We start from the raw sequence: 21,135 nt of genomic DNA, 5'->3' as shown, positions 1-21,135 counted from the left end.
GGCCTAATTTGGAGGGGACCAATACTTGAAGCTTCTTACACATCTCAAATGGCGTTCAGTAGGCTATAAATTATTCATCTTATTTTTTGCAAGTATTACGATCTCCATCATGCTCATGGGGTATTTATCCTATCATAAAGCGAATGAGATCATCTCCTCCAAAGTTTCGCAAGTTGCCTGGCAAACGGTTCAGCAAGCAAACAGACGATTAGAGCTGATTATGAACGAGTATGATAACAGGTCTTTACTCATTTTTGGAAATAAGGAGATTCAAAAAGGTATTCTTGGTGAATACAGGGATAGCTATGACCAGAGCTATAACAATCAACAGATTGGCAAGTTTCTGTCCAACTTGGTGAATGTCAAGAATGATACGTTGAACATCTATATTTTGGGGGAGCGCAGCGCCTCCTATCGGTTCACGAATACAGGTTTTACGGAGCTCCCGATGATTAGCAAAGTGGAAGCCGAAGAGGATTGGTACAAGCAAATCAAAGCTGCCAACGGTCAGGTAGTTTGGTATGGCATTCGTTCACCGCTTGTGAAATCAACGATTGATCAAGACAATAAGCCCGTCTTTGTGATGGGGCGATCGCTCAAAAATTTCGACAATCTGAATCAAACACTCGGCGTACTCATCATGGAGTTTAATCCAGAGTTGATCCAGCAATTTTTGTCTGAAGTTGATTTTCAAGCGCAAGGCACAACGTATATTGTAAATGAAAATGACACGGTTGTTGCGGATTCGAACGGTTCACTAAGCATGCGTCCAGCAGGCCTCAAACTTCCCCCAACGCCAAGCGGATATTTGACAGACAAGGTTGATGGTAAAGATCTCATGGTGGTCTACGATCAATTGAAAATCAATGATTGGAAGCTAGTTGGCATGGCGCCGATTCAAAATTTGGTCAGCGATTCAAGAAAAATCGCCTATTACACGGTCTACCTTGTCATTGGATTTAGTGTTGTGGCGATCGCCTTAGCCTTCTTATTTGCCAAGCAAATGCATAAGCCGGTCAGAATGCTTCTATGGTCCATGCGCAGGGCCAGAGAAGGCGATTTCGATATCCAAATTACGGATGAGCGCAATGATGAATTCGGCATGCTGTATCACAGTTTTAATACGATGGTAACGCGCATCAAAGATTTAATTGATGAAGTGTATATTCAGAAGCTGCTGAAAAAAGAAACACAGTTGAAAATGATGGCATCGCAGATTAACGCCCATTTTCTGTATAACACATTGGATTCCATTCATTGGATCTCCCGCATTTATAAGGTCGATGAGATCAGTACGATGATTTTCGGTTTATCCAAATATCTTCGCATCAGCTTAAGTGAAGGTAATGATTTTGTAACCGTCCAGGAAAGTGCTGAATTGCTGGAAAGTTATTTATCGATTCAAAAAGTCAGATATCAAGACAAATTTACAGTGAATATGTACATAGATTCCGCCATGCTGAACCACAAAGTGCTGAAGTTCGTCTTTCAACCGCTTGTAGAGAATGCCATTTATCATGGGCTTGAGAATAAGCGAGGCAAAGGGCGTCTGGATATCAGCTGGAAAATGGACGGTCAAATTCTTCATTTCGAGGTCGAAGATGACGGAATTGGGATTCATCCGGATAAAATGGCGGAGCTTACAGCCATGATGGCAAGTGATGAATGGGAGGGAGAGCATAACTTCGCTTTGAGAAATATTCATTCGCAAATTCAGTTAACCTATGGCAAAGAGTATGGTCTGTCTATAGAAAGTACGCCGGGAATAGGAACGAAAGTGAAGCTAGTGCTGCCACTTCGATTATGACGAAATTCAAGAATGAACAAAAATAATACACTAAAAACAAAAGTTCCCACGTTTAAAATAAGCGGTGAAAGCGATTACAATAAAAGTACGCTCATAAGCGAGTGAGACATTAAAAGGAGGATCAATATGAACAATAGAAAAAAAAGTATCAATTGGCAAAGCAAAAAGTTGATTGCACTCCCTCTCTCAGCAGCACTGGCAATTACTCTTACAGCAGCTGGCTGCAGTTCGACTAACACCGCATCGAGCAGTCCAAACACCAAAGCAACAGAGGTAAAGAGCACTGACGCTAGTACACCTAAAGCCGCAACAAGCTCTGGCGAACCTGTAACCATTGATTTTTGGTTTCCGTGGGGCGGAGACTATCAGAAGGATTTTAAAACAAACGTCGTAGACGTTTTTGAGAAGCAGCATCCAAACATAAAAGTGAAAATGACATTCGTGGAGACAACAGGCCAAACACAAGCTTCAGATAAATTGCTAACTGCCATTGCAGGTGGAAACCCACCAGATGTCGCTTTGTTCGACCGATTCTTGATCGGTTCCTGGGCGGCTAAAGGTTCATTGACAGACTTATCGGGCTATGTGAAGAGCAGCGGCATTTCTCCAGATGATTATTATAAAGGGCTTTGGGCCGAAACGGTTTATAAAGACAAGGTTTACGCACTTCCGTGGGGGACTGACAATCGCGGGTTGTTCTACAACAAAACATTGTTGAAAGAAGCGGGCCTTGATCCGAACAAGCCGCCTACAACGATTGCAGAGTTAGATCAAATGGCGGAGAAAGTTTTCAAGAAGGGCAGTAATGGTAAATACTCGCAAATCGGTTTTATTCCATGGATGAATCAAGGCTTCCTATATACGCATGCCTGGAACTTTGGCGGGAAGTGGGAAGATGCCAATCATAACTTGACGCCTAACGATCCGCAAAATGTAAAAGCGCTTGCATGGATGGCTGACTATGCTAAAAAGTATGATATCGGGAACTTGACCAGTTTCTCTGATGCTATGGGTCAAACCGGTATGAATCCGTTCTGGACGGGTAAGGTTGGGTTTGAAGTTGATGGCAACTGGATTCTGAACGATTTGTCGAAATATAAGCTTAACTTCGATTGGGGCGTTGCTCCGATGCCTGCAGCAGAAAGCGGCAAATCGACGACATGGGCAGGAGGTTGGTCCTATGTCATTCCGAAAGGCTCCAAACATGAGAAAGAGGCTTGGGAGTTCGTGAAGTTCGTATCTCACAAAGAAGGTACATTGCTCTGGGCGAAACGTCCGAAAGCTGGGTTTGATATCACGGCAATGCCGAAAGTAAACGAGGAATTGAAGCTGTCCGATAACCCGAACTTGAAGGTATTCTTGGACTTAATGCCAACAGCGTACACAAGACCGGTATCCCCAGTAGGCGCTTTCTTGTGGAATGAAGCTCTAAGGGTACAAGACTTGGCGATTCACGGCAAAGGTGATGCCAAAACATTGCTCGATGAAGTGAAGAAGAATGTGGATACCGAATTAGCTAAAGTAGGTAATTAACTTTTAAACAATAGGAGGCAGGGCATTCTGCATTGCCCTGCCTCTTTTACTTGAAAAGGAGGGGAACGGATTGAAATTGGCCGAGACTGAGACTTCCATTAATAATTTGTCAGCTTCCGCAAATCTCGTAAAAACGAAGAAAACACGCTTCGAAAGAAAGATTTCCTTATTCGGATTGATCTTCGCAATGCCTTGGATTATCGGTTTGCTTCTCTTTCATGCCTATCCGCTTATTATGTCAGCTTACTACAGCCTAACCACCTACAGTATTCTCGAACCAGGGGAATTCGTAGGTTTTGATAATTATGCAAATCTTTTTAAAGATCGGGTATTCTGGATCAGTATTTATAATACCTTGTACTATACGGTGATTTTCGTTCCGTTAAGCATAGCGTTTGGTGTGTGTCTCGCTCTGCTTCTAAATTTAAAAATACGTGGTCAAGGCATTTACCGAACACTGTTTTTTATTCCTAGTTTGGTGCCTCCAGTCGCTACGACAATCATCTGGTTGTGGCTGCTCAACCCGCAATTCGGTCTCGTGAATTACTGGTTAGATAAAATAGGTATATCAGGGCCGCCATGGATTGGTAGCGAAGCATGGTCAAAGCCTTCCTTAATCCTGATGAGCTTATGGGGTACGGGGCAAGCGGTTGTTATTTATTTGGCAGGCCTGCAGGATATTCCCCAAGATTACTACGATGCCGCCAGCGTGGATGGTGCAAGTGCTTGGCAGCGGACCAAAACGATTACGTTACCATTATTAACGCCTGTTATCTTCTTCAATTTAATTATGGGCACCATCGGCGCTTTGCAAAATTTCGTTCTACCCTTTACGCTCACGAATGGTCAGGGGACGCCAGCTAACTCCATGATGTTCTACGTGATGTATCTGTATACGAACGGATTCGCTTATTTGAAAATGGGTTATGCTTCTGCCATGGCCTGGATTCTGTTCTTGATTGTGGTTGGTTTAACAGCGCTGATCTTCGTGACTCAGAAGCGCTGGGTCCACTATCAAGGAAAAGAATAGGGAGGAGAGATCATTATGGGAAGCACCGAACTAAGTCCTGTTCGCAAAATATTTTCGCATCTAATGTTAGTTATCGTGGGCGCCTTTTTTCTATCGCCATTTCTATGGATGGTTTCTACTTCACTCAAAGCAAACGACGAATTGTTCATGTGGCCGCCGGTATGGATCCCGCATGTCATGGAGTGGGGCAACTATCCGGCAGCGTTAGATTACATTCCGTTTTTCAAATACTTGAAGAATACGATGACAATTGCAGGCCTAGCGACATTCGCTGTTCTATTATCTTGTCCGCTTGTCGCGTATAGCTTGGCAAGGATTCCCTGGAGGGGGGCGAAGCCGCTTTTTGCCGTGACACTCATCGTCATGATGCTGCCTTATCAAGTCACGATGATTCCTATCTTCATTGCCTTCAAAAATTTCGGCTGGGTCGGGACCAGTATCCCGCTTTGGCTTCCCGCTTTTTTCGGTGCACCTTTCTTCATTTTCTTGCTGCGTCAATTCTTTATGGGGCTGCCTAAGGAGCTCGAAGACGCTGCGCGCATTGACGGGGCTTCTGAACTTCGCATTTATTGGCAAATTATTCTTCCGCTATGCCGTCCTGCATTGCTGACGATCGCGCTGTTCCAGTTCATGGGCAGCTGGACGGATTATCAGGGGCCGCTCATTTATTTGTCGGACGAAAGCCAGTACACGTTGATGCTTGGTATGCAGTCGTTCAAATCGCAGCATGGTGCCGAGTGGCAGATGATGATGGCTACCCTGGTCATGATTACCTTGCCGATTATCTTGCTTTACTTTTTTGTACAAAGAGCATTTATTCGAGGAATTACTTTCTCAGGTATTAAATAGGAGGCTACAGTCCAATGAGCAAAATTCGTATTGGTATGATTGGAACGGGAGGCATCTCCCAAGTACATGGCCGTCAGCTGCTGGAGTTAGAGGAAGTGGACATTGTTGCGCTTTCCGATACAAGCTCGGAGAACAGAGAGAAGTTTGCTGCTAAGTTTGAACTTGAAGCTGTCAAGCATTTTACGGACTATAAAGCGATGTTGAATGAGTGCGAATTGGATGCTGTCGTGATATGCTCTCCGCATACACTGCACTTCGAGCAAGCGACTGATGCGCTGAACAACGGACTACATGTTCTTATCGAGAAGCCGATGACCTGCTCCTCAGAAGAAGCGGAGCTCTTGATTGCCACAGCAGAGAAGGCTGGGAAAGTGATGCAGGTCTCCTACCAACGCCATTTCCAACCGGAGTTCCTGTTCATTCGGGATGCGATTGCTAGAGGCGAGATTGGCAAGTTAACCTCGATTACAGCATCGTTGTATCAGGAGTGGAAGCAGTTCACTACTGGCTTGTGGAGACAAGTGCCTGAGCTGTCTGGCGGCGGTATGCTGATGGATTCTGGCAGCCATATCATCGATGTGCTCCTATGGACGACTGGACTCACACCGGCTGAAGTGAAGACGAACCTGCACACGCAAGGAGCACCCGTAGAGATCGATTCCTTTACTTCTATCCGGTTCGAAGAAGGGGCCGTAGCTGGATTAAGTATTATTGGTTTTGCGCCATGCTGGCATGAAACCTACGTATTTTGCGGGGAAGACGGGGGTATCTTCTACGATAATGGTAAAATTACGATTCAGCGCTTTGGCGAAAAACCAGTCGTTCCTGAACTGCCTAAACCGACGACCAATCAAGATAAGAGCTTTATCGACGCCATTCTAGGACGGCATGAAGTCAAGGTTCCAGGAACTTTTGCCCTGAAAGTCGTTAAGTTTACGGAGATGATCTATCAAGCAGGTGGATATAAACCCTATTAAGGCAAAGTTGACATAAGGAGAGAAGGTTATGAAATTACAAATAGGCATGCGAATCCCGCCTAGAATTGGCTCCGAAGGGTTGGCATTAACTGCCGCATGGGCCGCCCAGGCTGGCTTGGATGTGCTTGATGTCCCTCATTTGAACCCTGAAGTTAAACAAATTTGCGATGCAGCGGGAATGGGCATTGGCTCCGTGGATGCGGTTCAAATGGGTGGAACGCTTTTAAGCAAAGAGGATGTTCGCAGGGAAAACGCTGCCGAAGCAGTCAAGAAGCAGATTACGGAAGTGGCTGCTCTTGGTGCGAAAGTGATGTTCATGTGCCTCGTTCCGGAAGATCATTCGCAAACGCGCCAGGAGAGTTTCGCTATTTGGAAGGATACATTCCCGGAAATTGTCGGTCATGCTGAACGCGAAGGCGTCTACATAGCCATTGAGGGTTGGCCAGGTCCAGCACCTCATTACCCGACGATCGGCTGTACGCCGGAAATGTGGCGAGCCATGTTTGAAGCGCTCCCGTCCAAGCATTTTGGCCTGAATTATGATCCATCTCACATGGTGCGGCTTGGTATCGACTACTTACGCGCATTGACGGAATTCGGTGAAAGAATTAATCATTGCCATGGCAAAGATACTGAAATCCTGCATGACGAGTTATATGAGTGCGGCATCTTGCCTGCAACCTTTGGGGCGAAATACGGCTTCTCAGAAGGTTCTTGGCGGTATACGATTCCTGGTCAAGGGGATGTAGAGTGGAGCAAAGTCGCTGTGCGATTAGACCGGCTGGGCTATCAGGGAGCGATTTCCATTGAACTGGAGGATCATCGTTTCTGGGGGACACTGGAGAAAGAACGAGAGGGTATCGTGAAAGCTGCAGCGCATTTAAGAAATTATTTTTAGTGGAAAAAATAGATGGTTCGAGAACCTTATCTAATCAGCATCCTGCTGTTTAGGTAAGGTTTTTTGTTTGTGACATATATATCCAAGATGTGACAATTGTGATAAGATATTGTCGAATTAGTATCCTAACCATTTTGATGTAGATTTGCAGGGGGGAGACCAATGTACGCAAGGAACTGGAGTCAAACTGCCAAACAACAGTCCCAAGGAGGGAATTCAAGCAGGTCGAGTGCACAACAGAATGTGTCGAATAACCCCTATTCATCCTTATTACAATTACAACGAACGATCGGGAATAGGGCTGTTCAGCAGATGGTCGTCGGATCGCCGCTGATACAAGCTATGAGATGGCCTGCCTCTAAGCAACAACCCAAATTAATTAGCCAACTCGGAGAAAATTGGAGCGATTTAGACACTTCGGACGTGAGGGCATTCTACGAATGGTGTAGTTCGTCTAAACAATTCGAAAATATCCCCAAAGAGCTTAGTCACTCTGAATGGAAAACGCTGAGGGATAAATGCTCGGGCGCTCAGTTTGATGAGCAAGGTTTCTCGCAAGATGATAGCCTGGGGAATATTAGAGGGATTTTCACCTACCTTACTGCGAAGAAAGCGATCTCCTTCAAAAGCTACGATATGGGAACTTATGTCGAAACAAATGATCTCTTAGCTGCAGATATTTCAAGTAAGCAAACCCAAGGCGTCTTTGACTTTAATCGGATTCTTAGTCTGGACAAATCTCTAGCTTTTGATCTCGTTGAGGGGGACAAAGAACGGCACGCAGCGTTATGGGAGAAAGAGAATAACGTGGACCTCGAAAGAGAAAAAACCTTATCTTTGAATCAAAGAATCAAAGCGGCCAAAGAAAAGATACAGCTGGCGTTAACCGCGTTGGTTCATGCGCATGAAGTCAGAGTTGCTGAAGAGCTAGAAACGGCCAAAAAACAAGCGAAGATCGATGGTGCTATTCTAGCAGCAGAGAAGTCGTATGCCATTACTGGCAGCAGCCCACTGACACAAGCGGTATGGGCTAGCACGAAAGCGAATGCTGGTGCAACGGGGTATTTGGAAATCGGCGGATCGTATTCGGCTCAAGATTTGAAGACCGCACATGATGAGTGGCGTGATTTCGGGCTTGCCTATGGCAGCTCGGTCGGTAAAGTCGATTTTCTGGATAATATCCATAGCCCAGGGAAAGGAACCGCGCAGGATAAAACGGGTCATGCCAATTATGAGAGCCGCTCCTGCTGGAAGCAAGTCGATTTCATCTCCACGTGGGGTGGAAGCCGTACGGTCATGCATGTGGGTTTACAAGGAACTGAGAAGTAAGCCCGTGCTGAAAAGAGGGAGACGAGAACCGCGCTTAGCGCGGTTTTTTCTATCACAAGTTAACAACAATACTACTTGTATGATACAATAAGTTTAGAAATTGACAGAAGATGGCATGCTACATACAACAAACATGTTTTGAGGTGAAGGTTTTGAATGACAAAGTTGTGCTGCCGGTTTGGACGGTCGGCTTATTTATCGTTATCATGAATACGACCATGTTTAATGTTTCCATCCCAAGTATCATTGGAGATCTTCATATATCTGCGGATCTAGGGGCATGGGTCATCTCGAGCTACTCCATCGGATATGCTTTATCCACGGTCATTTATAGCAGGTTAACGGACATTGTGCCGCTAAGAAGATTGCTGTTGGTGGGCCTGCTGGTACTTGGCCTATCATCTGTATACGGGATTTTTGCTCACAGCTTCAATGCTTTGCTTGCAGCTCGTATCCTTCAGTCCGCTGGTGCTGGCGTAATGGCAGGACTTGGCTTGGTACTGGCGAGCCGATACGTGCCTATGGAGAGGCGCGGCTCCGCAATCGCTATGATTTCAGCTGGCAGTGCGATGGCATTCGGATTAGGCCCAATAGTAGGTGGGTTGATCAGTGAATACTTCGGCTGGAATGGGCTATTCGCGATCACTTGTCTCGTCTTGGTCATCCTGCCTGTGCTGCTACGCTTGCTTCCGAAAGAGGACCCTCAGCCATTCCGTTTCGATGTGCTCGGAGCTATCTTAACCGTTATCAACGCTGCCACGGTGCTTTTAGCTGTGACGCAATTATCCATCATTTGGATCGGCATAAGCGTTGTATCCTTCTTGCTGCATGCTTGGCATTTGAGGCGGGGGAAAGAGACATTCATCAACCCAAGCCTCTTGAGAAACCATGATTTTCGTAAGCTGATTGTCATTGGATTTTGTATTCTGGTTTTAAATCTGGGGAACTTATTCCTGATGCCGCTAGTCCTGGCAAATCTGTTTCATCGCTCAGCGATGGAAATCGGCTTGACGATTGCGCCTGGCGCTATTTTTTCGGCGTTCATGACACGCTTCGTCGGTCGCTGGATTGACAAATACGGGAATCTACGTTTTCTGCTCATCGGACACATCGTAATTTCAGTCGTCATGCTGCTTTTTTACTCCATAGTAGGTGCATCCTCCATCGTTGTGCTCGTTGGGTATATCTTCTTTTCGCCAGCATTCTCAGCAACACTTTCTTCCTTAAACAATGAGACTTCACGCATTCTACCCAAAACGCTCATCGGATCAGGGATGGGGCTGATGCAGTTGATCCAGTTTTGCGGCGGATCTATCTCGGTCGCGGTGTGCGGCATTTTGCTCGAGGTCCAGAACCATACGAGTCTCGCGCTGTCCTACCAACACGTGTATGGTTTATTGCTGCTGATTGGCCTGGCTTCGATTGGTATGTTATTGTGGTATCAGGGGGCTGGTAAAAGGGTTAACCCGGCCGAAAATTAAATGTCAGATCATCATTTGCTTGAAAAATTCTAGTAAGTCGACTATTATGGATATTATAGGTCCATAAAGATGAAACTATATTTTAATCGCTGGAAGGTGTTACTCATGCAATTCTCCAAAAGCACAGGCTACGCTCTGCATGCCATCATTCATTTAGCCCGGGCTGAAAGAGGTCATCATGTAGGCATTAAGGAATTAGCTGCGCTTCTGGGTGTCTCCGAGAGCTACTTGTCCAAGATCATGTCGAAGCTGCGGCAGGATGGCATTGTACGTGCAATGACAGGTGCGAGTGGAGGGTACGAGCTTGCTAAATCAGCTAAATTAATTACGTTTTTTGATGTCATTCAGGTTGTTGAGGGCCGTCAGACGATGTATGAATGTTTCAACATGGATTCACTGCAGCATCAGTTATTTTTTGAGTCAGAAGCTCAGGCCTCAGATCCCTCTGAACATCATGAGGGTCAGAACTGCGAATGTTTGGTCAAAAAAGTGATGGATGGTGCTGAGCAGCAGATGGTTCACTACTTACAGCAACATACGATTCAAGGAGTGCTTGATTCAGCTGCATCGAAAAAATGTACGAAATAAGCAGTAATCAAGGAGCTATTAGCTTCTTGCACTTATATTATGGATATTAGAGATCTAGAAAGGTGGCAAATATGAAACAGTTAATGGATGTTGGGATTATTGGTGGCGGACCAGCAGGATTGAACGCAGCACTAGTGCTTGGGAGGGCTAGAAAAAACGTCGTTGTTATCGACGAAGCTCGGCCTCGCAATCGAGTAACACGGGAGACGCATGGTTTTCTAACGCGTGATGGCGTTGCTCCAGGGGAGTTTCGGCGGATTGCGAGAGAACAGATACTAGCTTATCCATCGGTTCAATTTGTTGATGAGGCAGCTGTTACGATAACAGGTGTGGATGGTAACTTTCTGATAACGACTGCACAAGGTAACACGTATCGGACAAAGAAGCTGCTATTCGCAGTAGGCATGAAAGACCTTCCGGTCGATATTGACGGCTTAGCTGATGTGTATGGTAAAAGTGCGTTTGTTTGTCCCTATTGCGATGGATGGGAGCTGCGGGACCAATCTCTCGTTATCCTTACAAAAGGGGCAAGGGCGCTGCACATGGCCAAAATTCTGGCAGGCTGGACCGAGCAATATGTCGTTTGCACCAACGGCCCTGACGAATTAACGGATGAACAACGTGAAGAACTCAAGCAGCATCACGTGTCCGTCTATGAATCACCTATCTTGCGGATTGAATCGGATAATGGCATGGTGCAGAAGATCCTTCTAGAGGACGGTACAATTGTTCCTTGCACGGGTATTTTCTTTGCACCGAAGCTTGCTGCCGGATCTGATATACCGCAAACCCTGGGCTGCCAGATGACGGAAGCAGGTACCATTGTGGTAGATGCTTTTGGAAAAACGAATTTGCCAGGAGTTTATAGTGCTGGGGATGCAGCCTCGGAAATGTATCAAGCGATTGCAGCCGCTTCGTTAGGTTCTTTAGCGGCAGTTGGCATTAATAGTGAACTGCTTGCAGAGGCATGGGATCATAAAGGTTAGCTTAAAGCAGCATCAACAAGTTCGTCTACATTTTATCATTGCTTTTATCATTGGATAAAAAATAATTCAGTATGCAGATGTAAAAAAAACCAGCTTCTCGCCACATTCACGAGGAGCTGGTTTTTTTGATTTGGAAGATACCAATTAGAATGTTAATGCGAGTGTGCGAGCTTCTTGAGCAGCCTTATCTTTGATTGCTGGAGCTTGATCCGCAGTTGCAGCCATGCCTTCTACAAAAATAGCATCAAAGCTTGGTACGCCTAAGAATTTCATAATCGTGTCCAGATGACGGTGACTCATTTCAAAATCAGCGTAAGCTGATCCCGGTGACAAGACGCTGCCGCTTGCTTGAATGTGAAGGGCCTTTTTCTCTGTTAACTGACCAACAGGACCTACGCCAGCTACGTATTTGAAGGTTTTGCCTGCCACACAGATCGCATCGATATAATCTTTGAGAACTGGCGGATAGGAGAAGTTCCACACCGGATTAACGAACACATATTTATCCGCGGCAACGAATTGGTCAACAAGCTCAGTTAGACGGCTAACTTTATGCTGCTCGGAGCTTGATAATTGATCAAATGCTGTGCCAGAGCCTAATTTCCCCCAAGCGCTGAGTACATCAGCGTCAATTCGTGGAATGTCCATTTGAAAAAGGTCAAGGTAAATGACTTCATCGTTCGGATTAGCCTCGCGGTAAGATTGGATAAATTGGTTCCCTACAGCCGTGCTATAAGATGCTTCACCTTGCATAGGGTGAGCTGAGATATAAAGGACTGTTGACACTGTAAATTCCTTCTTTCATTTAAGATGACTAGCAAGGAGTGATGGTTGTCTCTCTCGCTTACCTTTTGTATGTTACTATGGAATCGTGGATAAGTCTATTGGCATATAGTGCTAAGCGATGATACCTCAGGAGATTAGTCTAAACTAAACGGAGGGAACTGCAGTTCCTCTGAATGAATAAAAAAGCCTTAGCCGGATTCTGGCTAAGGCTTTACGTATTTTCGCTAGAGCCGATCATCTTCTCAAGTGAAAATGTCTTAAACAATGATTCGATTAAACTTACTTAGGAGTTCACCGAACTTTTGCTGATCTTCCGTCGACCAATCTTGGAGCAGCTCCCTAACACGTTCGTATCGAGCCTGTTTGTTCGAGGCCAGTTCCGCGGCGCCGATCTCCGTAATTTGGAGGGAATAGGCGCGACCATCCTGAGGATCGGGGATCCGATAGACGAGGCCTTTCTGCTCCAGCGAAGCCGTCTGACGGCTGATTGTCGAGATATCGAGCTGGAACTCTTCCGCCAAGGCTTTCACACCAGACGAGCCGTTCGAAGAAATCTGATGCAGTAATAGATAAGCGGATCGGTCCAGTGTGCCAATCTTTTTCGTGGTCGTTACGGCAAGGAATCGACGCATTAGAATGGCGAGTTCGAGTTCAATCGTTTCGGCAGGATGAAGGATCTTTTCAGTCATGGAATACCTCATTTATAATGTAATATAGAACCCATAACTTTATCGTAACATACAAGATTTGTTTGGCATATGTTTCTGCATAGGTACGAATTACAATTGAACTTCCTTGTACATAGTTGTATAATACAAATATATAGTTGCATTATACAGCTAGAACCATCAGAAAGCAATTTATATGGGGGGGATCGTCATGAAAGCCAAAGAAATTATGGTGCGACAAGTCTACAAAGTAAAAGAAAACGACCCTGTTCGCGATGTGATCGAGAAATTTATCAAATACAGAATTAGTGGGCTTCCTGTCGTTAACGAGAGGAATGAAGTGGTTGCCTACATTAGTGATGGAGATATTATGCGTTATATCGGCAAGCATGATGACCATGTGTTCGGAACTTATATGTACACGGCTGTGATCAAGGGGGATGACGAAGAGTTTGATGAAAGAGTTCGCAGATTGCTTCCAAGATGTGTGATGACGATCGCTCAAAAGAAAGTGATTGCCGTTGACGCGGAAGAGGATATTGAGCAAATCGCTGCCATATTAGGTAAAAAACGAATCAAGAAACTTCCCGTGGTCCACCGAGGCGTACTGGTTGGAATAATCAGTAGGGGAGATGTTATCCGACATTCGTTTCAATCATTATTGTAAGCGGATACGATAACTCATAAAAATAAAAAAAAGGATGTCCTAACAGCCCCGTGAGGCTGAGGGCATCCTTTTTTCTGTATTAGTAGGCTAAAGCGAAAAGACCGTGGATATGTGACAAGTAGCGAACGTTACTTGCTTCTTTCATTAGGGAAGCAGGTAAGCCTTTCAACTGTGTGCTGTTTCCGCCGATTGTACCGATACCGTCTTTGCGGCCTAAGCTGCCAAGTGTTCCGGAGAATACAGGTGTGAATTTATCCATCGCGCCGCCTTTGATCTGAACGGACAGATTGTAGCCAACTGTTTCGCCCATCTGCCAAGCAAGTTGTGCAGTCGGAGGATACGGTCTTTCACTTCCTTCAGGGAATACAACCGCGCAGTCGCCTGCAAGGAATACATCGGAGTGGGAAGTGGATTGGAGCGTTGAAGTTACGGTCGCACGACCGCGGTCTTCTGCGATTCCACAGCTTCCAACAACCGGATTGCCTTTCACGCCGCCAGTCCAAATAATTGTGTTGGACTCAATTGTTTGTCCACTTTTGAGAGATACCGTGTTCTTCGTAGCTTCTGTAATTGCAACGCCTGTTAAGAATGTAACACCGCGCTTCTCAAGGCTAGTTACTGCACGCTCGATCAATACTTTCGGGAATACTGGAAGGATTGCAGGGCCAGCTTCTACGCAATAGATGGAGATATCGCTGAAATCGATACCTTTGCTATGGCAGATTTCAGGCAGTTTATCAGCGAATTCGCCTACAAGCTCAACGCCTGTTAGACCGCCGCCGCCAACTACAATCGTTGCGTCAGCTTTGTTGCCAGATGCTTTGTAAGCGTCCAGACGTGCTTCAACATGCTCACGAATACGGTTAGCATCAGAAGCTGATTTGAGAACCATGCTGTTCTCTTCCAATCCTGGAATGCCGAAGTAGTTCGTTTCGCTGCCAAGAGCAACGACTAGCGCATCGTAAGTATGTACTGCGCCACTACTTGTTACGACTTTTTTATCATCTGGTTTAATTTCTTTAATTGTATCAACCACGATATTAACTTGTTTGTCGCCTAGCAGTTTTTGCAAAGGTAGTGCTACAGCTTGCTCTTTAATTGTACCGCCAGCAAGACGGTGCAATTCCGTAATAATTTGATGTGTTGGGAAGCGATTAATGATTGTAATGTTCGCTTCTGAAGCTGTCAGATGTTTACGTGCTGTCAATGCGGTTAATAGGCCGCCATATCCGCCGCCAAGAATAAGTATTTGTTTAGCCATCGTTATCATCCCTAGTCCGTATTAATTTTTACGTTCTGATAGTACGTTCAAGAATGCTTGTGCAAAACGAAGAGTTTTCTGCACTTCAGGATCTTTTAACATTTTTAGTATGCCGAAGAGACCGATTGTTGATCCTGCTTCAGCCTGTGAGCGCTCGCCAGCTTCAATTGCCGCGGATGCAATGTCTTTTGCTTTTTCCTGTACGGGTTTAACAAACTCACCAATACCTTGGGCAAAATCGTTAATCAATACTTTGTCTGTAGCTACGCTTTGTGCAAAATCATAAGCTTTCGTTAAAACAGTCACCATTTCTGCCAGTTTAGGCAGGTTATCGACCAGGACAGTCAGAGATTGTTGCACCTCAGGCTTTAGCAATTGGTCAAGTACGTCTAACGATTTTGGTTCCGCAGCAGCCGTTGCTGCTACTTCTTGAACAGCAGATGTCTGTGACATATGAAAATCCTCCTTTGCGATGAAAAAAATCGGGTACTGTCACAATGTGCACGGGTGAAACGTATGTTTCCCAGATGGTTGTAACATTTTTCACATAAGAAAATGTGTAGCAACACGCACAATTGGATATAAACCGTATTTACATATTGTACACCTAATGGACACAAAATTATATTTGAAAATATTTCAAATTCGTGAACATTGGGTGAACATGGAGAAGAAAATCACTGGACGGATTTGTTGAGAATGATTATCATTGTACTTGTACGGAGTAGGATTGAAAGGAAGTTCAACTAACTATGATTAATGATAACTTTTGGAATCAAATGGGAGACATTAGCTTCAGTCTGTGTCATCCGGTACGTAAACGATATCCAGCAGGTAAACGTGTAAGACGCAGGTTCATTACCTACTATCACCTTGTGCAGATTCAGGAAGGCCGCGGCACAATGTCTATTAATGGAACGGAATATGAGGCAGGTCCTGGCTCGTTATTCCTACTGCAACCTAAGAGCTTGGTGGAAGCCGTTGTAGACGGAGAACAACCTATTCAATTTATGATGCAATCTTTTACATACAAATGGAAAAATGCGGTGGGCACCGAGATCTTCGACGAGGAAGGGTTGTTAGCCTTAAATGACCCAACTACAATCCTGCGAGGATTTGAGCAGCTTCATGAGCTAGGGAGCACATCAAATCCATTATCATCTTGGAAGCGGCAAATAGTTTTTCAAGAATTGCTGTTCACAATCGTGTCTGATCAGCAATCAGATAAGCAGCAGGGTGGCACACGGTTTGCCATCGAGAAGGCCAAAGATTTCATGGATATGTATTATCATGAGGATATTTCGCTCAGCACGCTGGCACAACGCCATGGGATTAGTGCGAGCAATTTTGCTGGTATTTTCAAAAAGCATATCGGAGTGCGACCCATTGACTATTTGACCCGTCTGCGCATGGAACATGCCAAAACATGGTTAAGGTCGCAGCAGAACCTCAAAACGGTAGCATCTAAAGTAGGATTCCGTGATGAGCTCTATTTTAGCCGGACATTCAAGAAGGTTGTAGGTGTTTCACCAACGATATATATGAAGAATCATGTCAATTCCAAAATCATGACGGTATTTCCGTTGTTAAATGACTATTTGCTAGCGCTGGATCTTAAGCCCTTCGCAACGCTTTCGTATGCAGGTAACGACCAAATCCGCGGGCTGCTGCCACATATCGCAGATGAACTGATGGAGACCAAGATTGTCGGTCGCTGGGATCGTCCGGATCGAGAGTCTGTGCTGCGTGCAGATCCTGAGCTGATTCTTGGCGTTAATTGGGCAAGTTTAACAACCGACACGTATCGGAATGTTGCTCCGACGATTACGCTCTTCAATAAGGATAATTGGCGCGATACTTTGCTTGAATTGGCTACCCTTTTCGGAAAAAAAGAGCAGTACGCCGCATGGCTGAAGCAGTATGATCACAAAGCGGCAGACGCTAGATCACGTTTAAGATCAAGCTTCGGTCAAGAGCAGACGGTTATGCTGCTAGTAGATGCCGGCAAGGAATGGCGCGTATATGGGGGGAAACGACAGCTTGGAGATATTTTGTACAAGGAGTTAAAGCTGACTCCACCGATCGGCGTTAAGCCGCAAACGCACTACACGGTAATCTCAGAGGCGGACCTGGTTCGAATGAATCCGGACCATATTTTCCTTACCACCTGCAACTCTAATTCCGATGCTCGATTAACTGAACAATTAAAGAGCAGTCCGGCTTGGAACACTCTGCGTGCTGTTCAAAATGGCAGATTAAATGAGGTACCAAGCTGGTTCAATAGTCATGCTCCTATCCAGCATAGTTTAGCTATAGATATGGCGGTTAATTCTCTGCTGTCGTCCTGATCCTCTTCATGGAAACTGAATTTTATCCATGTGCTTGAAAGATTTTATCCATTGAACGGAGTGGTTGTTTCGCTTACGATTACCTTGTGATAATGATTATCAATTTCATAATTTAGAGGTGGTTAGTAATGAAACAGCCGTATATACGACAAGAGGCTGGTCCAGGAGATGTAGCCTTGACGGTTCGGTCGCGCAGGACAATGCGGGCTTTTACGGATGAACCCGTCTCCGAAGAGCTTGTCATGGCCTTATTGAACGACGCCGTGTGGGCACCCAATCACGGTCTCAGGGAGCCGTGGAGATTTCTTTTTGTACCATCGGAGCAGAAGGAAGCGTTCATTGAGCATATATTGCCTGGGTTCGCGTTAGAGCAGCATGAGAAAATGCGAAAGTATCTCCATGCGCAAGGTTCGGCTTTCTTAATCGTCATCATGCCGGAAGATCCGCGTCCGAAGCAGTGGGAAGAAGATCTCATGGCCTCAGCGGCGCTAATCCAAAACTTCCAACTACTAGCTTGGGAACGCAAACTTGGAGTCGTTTGGAAAACGAATGACCATAACTGGAATCCAGCGGTCAGGTCGCTATTAGGCGTACAGCCAGGGGAGAAAGTAACGGGTATGCTGCATCTTGGATTTTTTGAGGAAGATCAAATCCCTGAACCCAAAAGACCGCGCACGACGGCCGAAGAGAAAACGCAAGTATTTGGAAAGACAACTAGAGAGGGCTGTGTTCAATAATGAAACAAATCATACGCAAATCCGCACCAATCTTGGCTCTTGTACTTACTACAGCGTTACTTATGACCGCTTGCGGTAAATCGCAACCAACCTTATCAAGCAGCCCATCTGCTACTCCAGCCCAAGAATCAGCAAAACCTCGTACGATCAAGCATTTTGCGGGTGAGACAGTGATCACTGGAAAACCCCAAAAGATTGCTGCGCTTAACCCATGGCTAATTGATTTAATGTTGGCCTTAGGTGTGAAACCGAGCTCATCTGTTCAAGCTGGACCGGAGACGAAAGATTTCTCCTGGTATTTGAAAGATAAAATGGCTGGTGTAACGAATTTAGGCTGGCAGTCGGAAACGAATTTCGAGTCGATTCTATCAGCTGCACCTGATCTTATTCTCGCTAACGACGGGATGGGGAAAGGTTTCGATCAATTAAGCAAAATTGCGCCTACCGTTGTTTTGAAGCCAGAAGAAACAGACGGAGCCAAGGATTGGCGTAAAACAGTTACGGTTTTAGCTGGAGTTCTTGAAAAAGACGAAGAAGCGAAGAAGGCGATTGCTGCTTATGATGAAAAAGCGAAGCAAGCAAAAGAGAAGATTGCAGCTTCTATTGGCAACGAAACCGTTATGTTTCTGCGTGTAACGTCCAAGGAACTTCGCTATTATGGTGCAAAGAATTACGATATTCTTTACAAGGATCTAGGTCTGAAGGCACCACCGTTATTCCCGGATAATAAGGCAACATTCGCTCCTATTTCCATGGAAAAGCTGCCGGAAATCAATCCGGATCACATTCTGATCCTGAATGAAAGCAATGAGAAGCTGGAGGAACTGAAGAAAACGGCCATATGGAGTCAGTTAACAGCTGTGAAGAAGAACCAAGTTCATCCCGTCGACTACGACTTGTGGTTCCAAGGCTTTGGACCGACGGCTTACTCACTTATGATCGATGAAACTGTGAAAATGTTGACTACGAAACAGTAATTGCATACATGAATAAAAACGGCATTCGGTCTAATCGATCGGATGTCGTTTTTGTTGATAACGAGAAGGATTCTTTAGGGAAAATATTGAAATACTACACAAGTACGCCATTCGGAAGTCTTCACTAATATTCGTACATAGTGCTTATCGGGGAAGGAGATAGACGATCTTGCATGTATTTATCATTATTCTAATCTTATTGGTTCTTATTGGTGTTTCCAATGTCGTGAACCGCTTTGTACCTTTTATTCCGATCCCTCTGATCCAAATTGCCTTGGGGGCCGTTCTGGTGATTGTACCGCTAGGTATTCATTTGGAACTTGAACCGGAATTGTTCTTCTTGCTGTTCATTGCTCCATTGTTGTATCACGACGGGAAGCATACGCCGCGAGATGAGCTGTGGAAACTGCGAGCACCGATTTTGCTGCTTGCAGTGGGCCTTGTTTTCATAACGGTGTGTGTCGTCGGATATGTTGTCCATTGGTTGATTCCTTCTATCCCTCTGGCGGCGGCATTCGGGTTAGCAGCCATTCTTTCGCCTACGGATGCCGTGTCCGTCAGCGCCTTAGCCGGTCGTATTCATTTACCGAAAAGCTTGATGAGGCTCCTTGAAGGAGAAGCTTTAATGAACGATGCGTCAGGCCTCGTTGCGTTCAAGTTCGCCATCGCCGCGGCGGTTACCGGTGTGTTTTCGTTCCCGAAAGCAAGTCTAAGCTTTCTTGTCATCTCGATCGGGGGCTTGCTGGTTGGCGCGCTAGTCGCCTTTTTAATTATCGGCATTCGTCAGCTGCTGCGCCGAGCAGGACTTGAGGATGAGACGATGCATATGCTGCTGCAAATATTGACGCCTTTTATGCTCTATTTGATTGCCGAGGAGATAGGTGTATCGGGCATTTTGGCGGCGGTAGCAGGTGGACTAGTGCATGCGATCGAGAATGAGCGTTTGGCGTTTACGATGCCGAAGCTCCGTAATGTCTCTAATGCCACATGGTCTGTCATTTTGTTTGTGCTTAACGGCTTGGTCTTTGTGCTGCTGGGGCTGCAAATTCCGGGTGTGTCGAGGACGATTCTCAGAGATCCTCATTTCGATAATTTCAAGGTGATTGGCTATGCCATTCTCATTTTCGTCTTACTCTTACTCCTGCGTTTCGTTTGGACGCTAATCTTTGCAAGAGGAGGGCGCTGGTTCGGGAACGCGAATCAAGAAGTACCAAGCTTGCGTATTCTGACGTTGACGGCGATATCGGGTGTACGTGGGGCGATAACTCTGGCTGGCGCATTCTCCATACCACTTATTCTGCAAAACGGCGCTCCGTTTCCGCAAAGGGATCTGATCATTTTCCTTGCCTCGTCCATTATTCTGTTCTCACTTCTGACGGCAAGCATTGTCTTACCGCTGATAGCCAAGAAGAAAAGCACAGAAGGGGATGCCGAAAAGGAAAGAATGGAGCGTGAGTGGCAGTTGGAGGTTATGGCTGCTGCGGTTCGGGCTCTAGAGAACACTAGCAACGAGAAGCATGAGGCAGCTGTGGATACCGTGATAGGCGATTACAAATTAATGATGCAGCAGCTTGATCAAAAAGAAGGCAAATTGAGACGTCTGCCTCGATTCCAACAGGAAGAAGCAGAGATGCGGCTGCTGGCGCTGGATATTGAACGCAAGTATGTGAATGATCGATTAGAAAGCGGTCAAGTGAGCCGTGAACAAGCCACGTATTATTTAAACATGCTGGAACAAGTAGAACTTATTCTGGCGAATAAACTTGATGTAGGCAAAGTAATCGTTAAAAATATCTGGCGCCGCTTGAAACTTATTTTTGCTTTCCTCACGCAACCTCGATTTGCTTCGAATATTGTAGAACCCGATATGGCGGAGATTCGGACACTGAAAATGCAATGCAGTCAAGCTGTTGTCGAGGAGTTCTCCAAACGCTGTGCCTATCAAAGTGATGAGGCAACAGAGGGAGTGCTGGATTATTATCAGCAAATGGTGGACAGGCTGCGCAGATTCGCGTTCGGTTCACGACGCAAAGATTCAACCTTCAACGATAGCAGGCGTGAGCTGCATTGGATCGCTATACAGGCGGAGCGGGATGCTGTGCAGTGGTTTTATGAGCGTGGAGATATTACGCGTGACATGGCCGCCCTCTTGAGAAGAATCATTCGCAATAGGGAAGCATCGCTCTATGAGCTTGAGGAGATTGGTTAGTTTT

The 21,135-nt window shown here is 45.6% G+C and carries 19 protein-coding genes; 15 read left to right on the top strand and 4 right to left on the bottom strand.

Annotated features, from left to right (window positions below; genetic code table 11):
• Positions 1–25: 25 nt before the first annotated feature.
• From GQF01_RS33510 to GQF01_RS33465, 10 genes are all read left to right on the top strand, one after another.
• Positions 26–1,807, top strand: a complete 1,782-nt coding sequence (locus tag GQF01_RS33510; protein ID WP_161411582.1) for a cache domain-containing sensor histidine kinase — start codon at positions 26–28, stop codon at positions 1,805–1,807.
• A 126-nt stretch (positions 1,808–1,933) separates the two neighbouring features.
• Positions 1,934–3,340, top strand: coding sequence for an ABC transporter substrate-binding protein (locus GQF01_RS33505; RefSeq protein ID WP_161411580.1), 1,407 nt, complete (start codon positions 1,934–1,936; stop codon positions 3,338–3,340).
• Between the two features lie 70 nt (positions 3,341–3,410).
• Positions 3,411–4,370, top strand: coding sequence for a carbohydrate ABC transporter permease (locus GQF01_RS33500; protein ID WP_328803586.1), 960 nt, complete (start codon positions 3,411–3,413; stop codon positions 4,368–4,370).
• A 15-nt stretch (positions 4,371–4,385) separates the two neighbouring features.
• A complete protein-coding gene (locus GQF01_RS33495; RefSeq protein ID WP_161411578.1) occupies positions 4,386–5,219 on the top strand; it encodes a carbohydrate ABC transporter permease in 834 nt (277 codons plus the stop codon).
• A 14-nt stretch (positions 5,220–5,233) separates the two neighbouring features.
• Positions 5,234–6,196 carry a Gfo/Idh/MocA family protein gene (locus GQF01_RS33490; RefSeq protein ID WP_161411576.1) on the top strand — a complete coding sequence of 321 codons (963 nt, stop codon included), beginning with the start codon at positions 5,234–5,236 and terminating at the stop codon, positions 6,194–6,196.
• A 28-nt stretch (positions 6,197–6,224) separates the two neighbouring features.
• Positions 6,225–7,094: a sugar phosphate isomerase/epimerase family protein gene (locus GQF01_RS33485; RefSeq protein ID WP_161411574.1), complete on the top strand. Its 870-nt coding sequence runs from the start codon at positions 6,225–6,227 to the stop codon at positions 7,092–7,094.
• Between the two features lie 162 nt (positions 7,095–7,256).
• Positions 7,257–8,423, top strand: coding sequence for a hypothetical protein (locus GQF01_RS33480; RefSeq protein ID WP_161411572.1), 1,167 nt, complete (start codon positions 7,257–7,259; stop codon positions 8,421–8,423).
• Between the two features lie 152 nt (positions 8,424–8,575).
• Positions 8,576–9,904: an MFS transporter gene (locus GQF01_RS33475; protein WP_161412100.1), complete on the top strand. Its 1,329-nt coding sequence runs from the start codon at positions 8,576–8,578 to the stop codon at positions 9,902–9,904.
• Between the two features lie 105 nt (positions 9,905–10,009).
• The gene (locus GQF01_RS33470) at positions 10,010–10,492 is read left to right on the top strand and encodes an RrF2 family transcriptional regulator (RefSeq protein WP_161411570.1); all 483 of its coding nucleotides are present in this window, start codon (positions 10,010–10,012) and stop codon (positions 10,490–10,492) included.
• A gap of 71 nt (positions 10,493–10,563) precedes the next feature.
• Positions 10,564–11,478 carry an NAD(P)/FAD-dependent oxidoreductase gene (locus tag GQF01_RS33465; RefSeq protein ID WP_161411568.1) on the top strand — a complete coding sequence of 305 codons (915 nt, stop codon included), beginning with the start codon at positions 10,564–10,566 and terminating at the stop codon, positions 11,476–11,478.
• Between the two features lie 144 nt (positions 11,479–11,622).
• Here the strand turns inward: GQF01_RS33465 and GQF01_RS33460 are convergent, their stop codons facing one another.
• The gene (locus GQF01_RS33460) at positions 11,623–12,264 is read right to left on the bottom strand and encodes an NAD(P)H-dependent oxidoreductase (RefSeq protein WP_161411566.1); all 642 of its coding nucleotides are present in this window, start codon (positions 12,262–12,264) and stop codon (positions 11,623–11,625) included.
• A gap of 257 nt (positions 12,265–12,521) precedes the next feature.
• A complete protein-coding gene (locus tag GQF01_RS33455; RefSeq protein WP_161411564.1) occupies positions 12,522–12,953 on the bottom strand; it encodes a MarR family winged helix-turn-helix transcriptional regulator in 432 nt (143 codons plus the stop codon).
• Between the two features lie 190 nt (positions 12,954–13,143).
• On the opposite strand from GQF01_RS33455, the gene GQF01_RS33450 reads away from it, so the two are divergent.
• Positions 13,144–13,599 (top strand): CBS domain-containing protein, encoded by a 456-nt coding sequence (locus tag GQF01_RS33450; protein ID WP_161411562.1) that lies wholly within the window; start codon positions 13,144–13,146, stop codon positions 13,597–13,599.
• A gap of 79 nt (positions 13,600–13,678) precedes the next feature.
• Here GQF01_RS33450 and GQF01_RS33445 read toward each other — a convergent pair whose 3' ends face one another.
• Positions 13,679–14,860: an NAD(P)/FAD-dependent oxidoreductase gene (locus GQF01_RS33445; RefSeq protein WP_161411560.1), complete on the bottom strand. Its 1,182-nt coding sequence runs from the start codon at positions 14,858–14,860 to the stop codon at positions 13,679–13,681.
• Positions 14,861–14,881: 21 nt separating this feature from the next.
• The gene (locus tag GQF01_RS33440; protein WP_145654728.1) at positions 14,882–15,313 is read right to left on the bottom strand and encodes a DUF1641 domain-containing protein; all 432 of its coding nucleotides are present in this window, start codon (positions 15,311–15,313) and stop codon (positions 14,882–14,884) included.
• A gap of 299 nt (positions 15,314–15,612) precedes the next feature.
• On the opposite strand from GQF01_RS33440, the gene GQF01_RS33435 reads away from it, so the two are divergent.
• From GQF01_RS33435 to GQF01_RS33420, 4 genes are all read left to right on the top strand, one after another.
• Positions 15,613–17,208, top strand: coding sequence for an ABC transporter substrate-binding protein (locus GQF01_RS33435; RefSeq protein ID WP_161411558.1), 1,596 nt, complete (start codon positions 15,613–15,615; stop codon positions 17,206–17,208).
• A 200-nt stretch (positions 17,209–17,408) separates the two neighbouring features.
• Complete coding sequence (locus GQF01_RS33430; RefSeq protein ID WP_407945449.1) at positions 17,409–17,945, top strand: nitroreductase family protein; 537 nt, start codon at positions 17,409–17,411, stop codon at positions 17,943–17,945.
• Positions 17,945–18,922, top strand: a complete 978-nt coding sequence (locus GQF01_RS33425; RefSeq protein ID WP_161411554.1) for an ABC transporter substrate-binding protein — start codon at positions 17,945–17,947, stop codon at positions 18,920–18,922. The genes GQF01_RS33430 and GQF01_RS33425 overlap by 1 nt, the downstream gene beginning before the upstream one ends.
• Positions 18,923–19,091: 169 nt before the next feature.
• Positions 19,092–21,131 (top strand): Na+/H+ antiporter, encoded by a 2,040-nt coding sequence (locus tag GQF01_RS33420; RefSeq protein ID WP_161411552.1) that lies wholly within the window; start codon positions 19,092–19,094, stop codon positions 21,129–21,131.
• Positions 21,132–21,135: the final 4 nt, after the last annotated feature.

Origin of the sequence: Paenibacillus silvestris (assembly GCF_009882985.1) — a bacterium.
Lineage (GTDB): Bacteria > Bacillota > Bacilli > Paenibacillales > NBRC-103111 > Paenibacillus_E > Paenibacillus_E silvestris.
The sequence above is the reverse complement of the archived record's forward strand: the minus strand, read 5'-3'. Positions and strand labels throughout refer to the sequence as shown.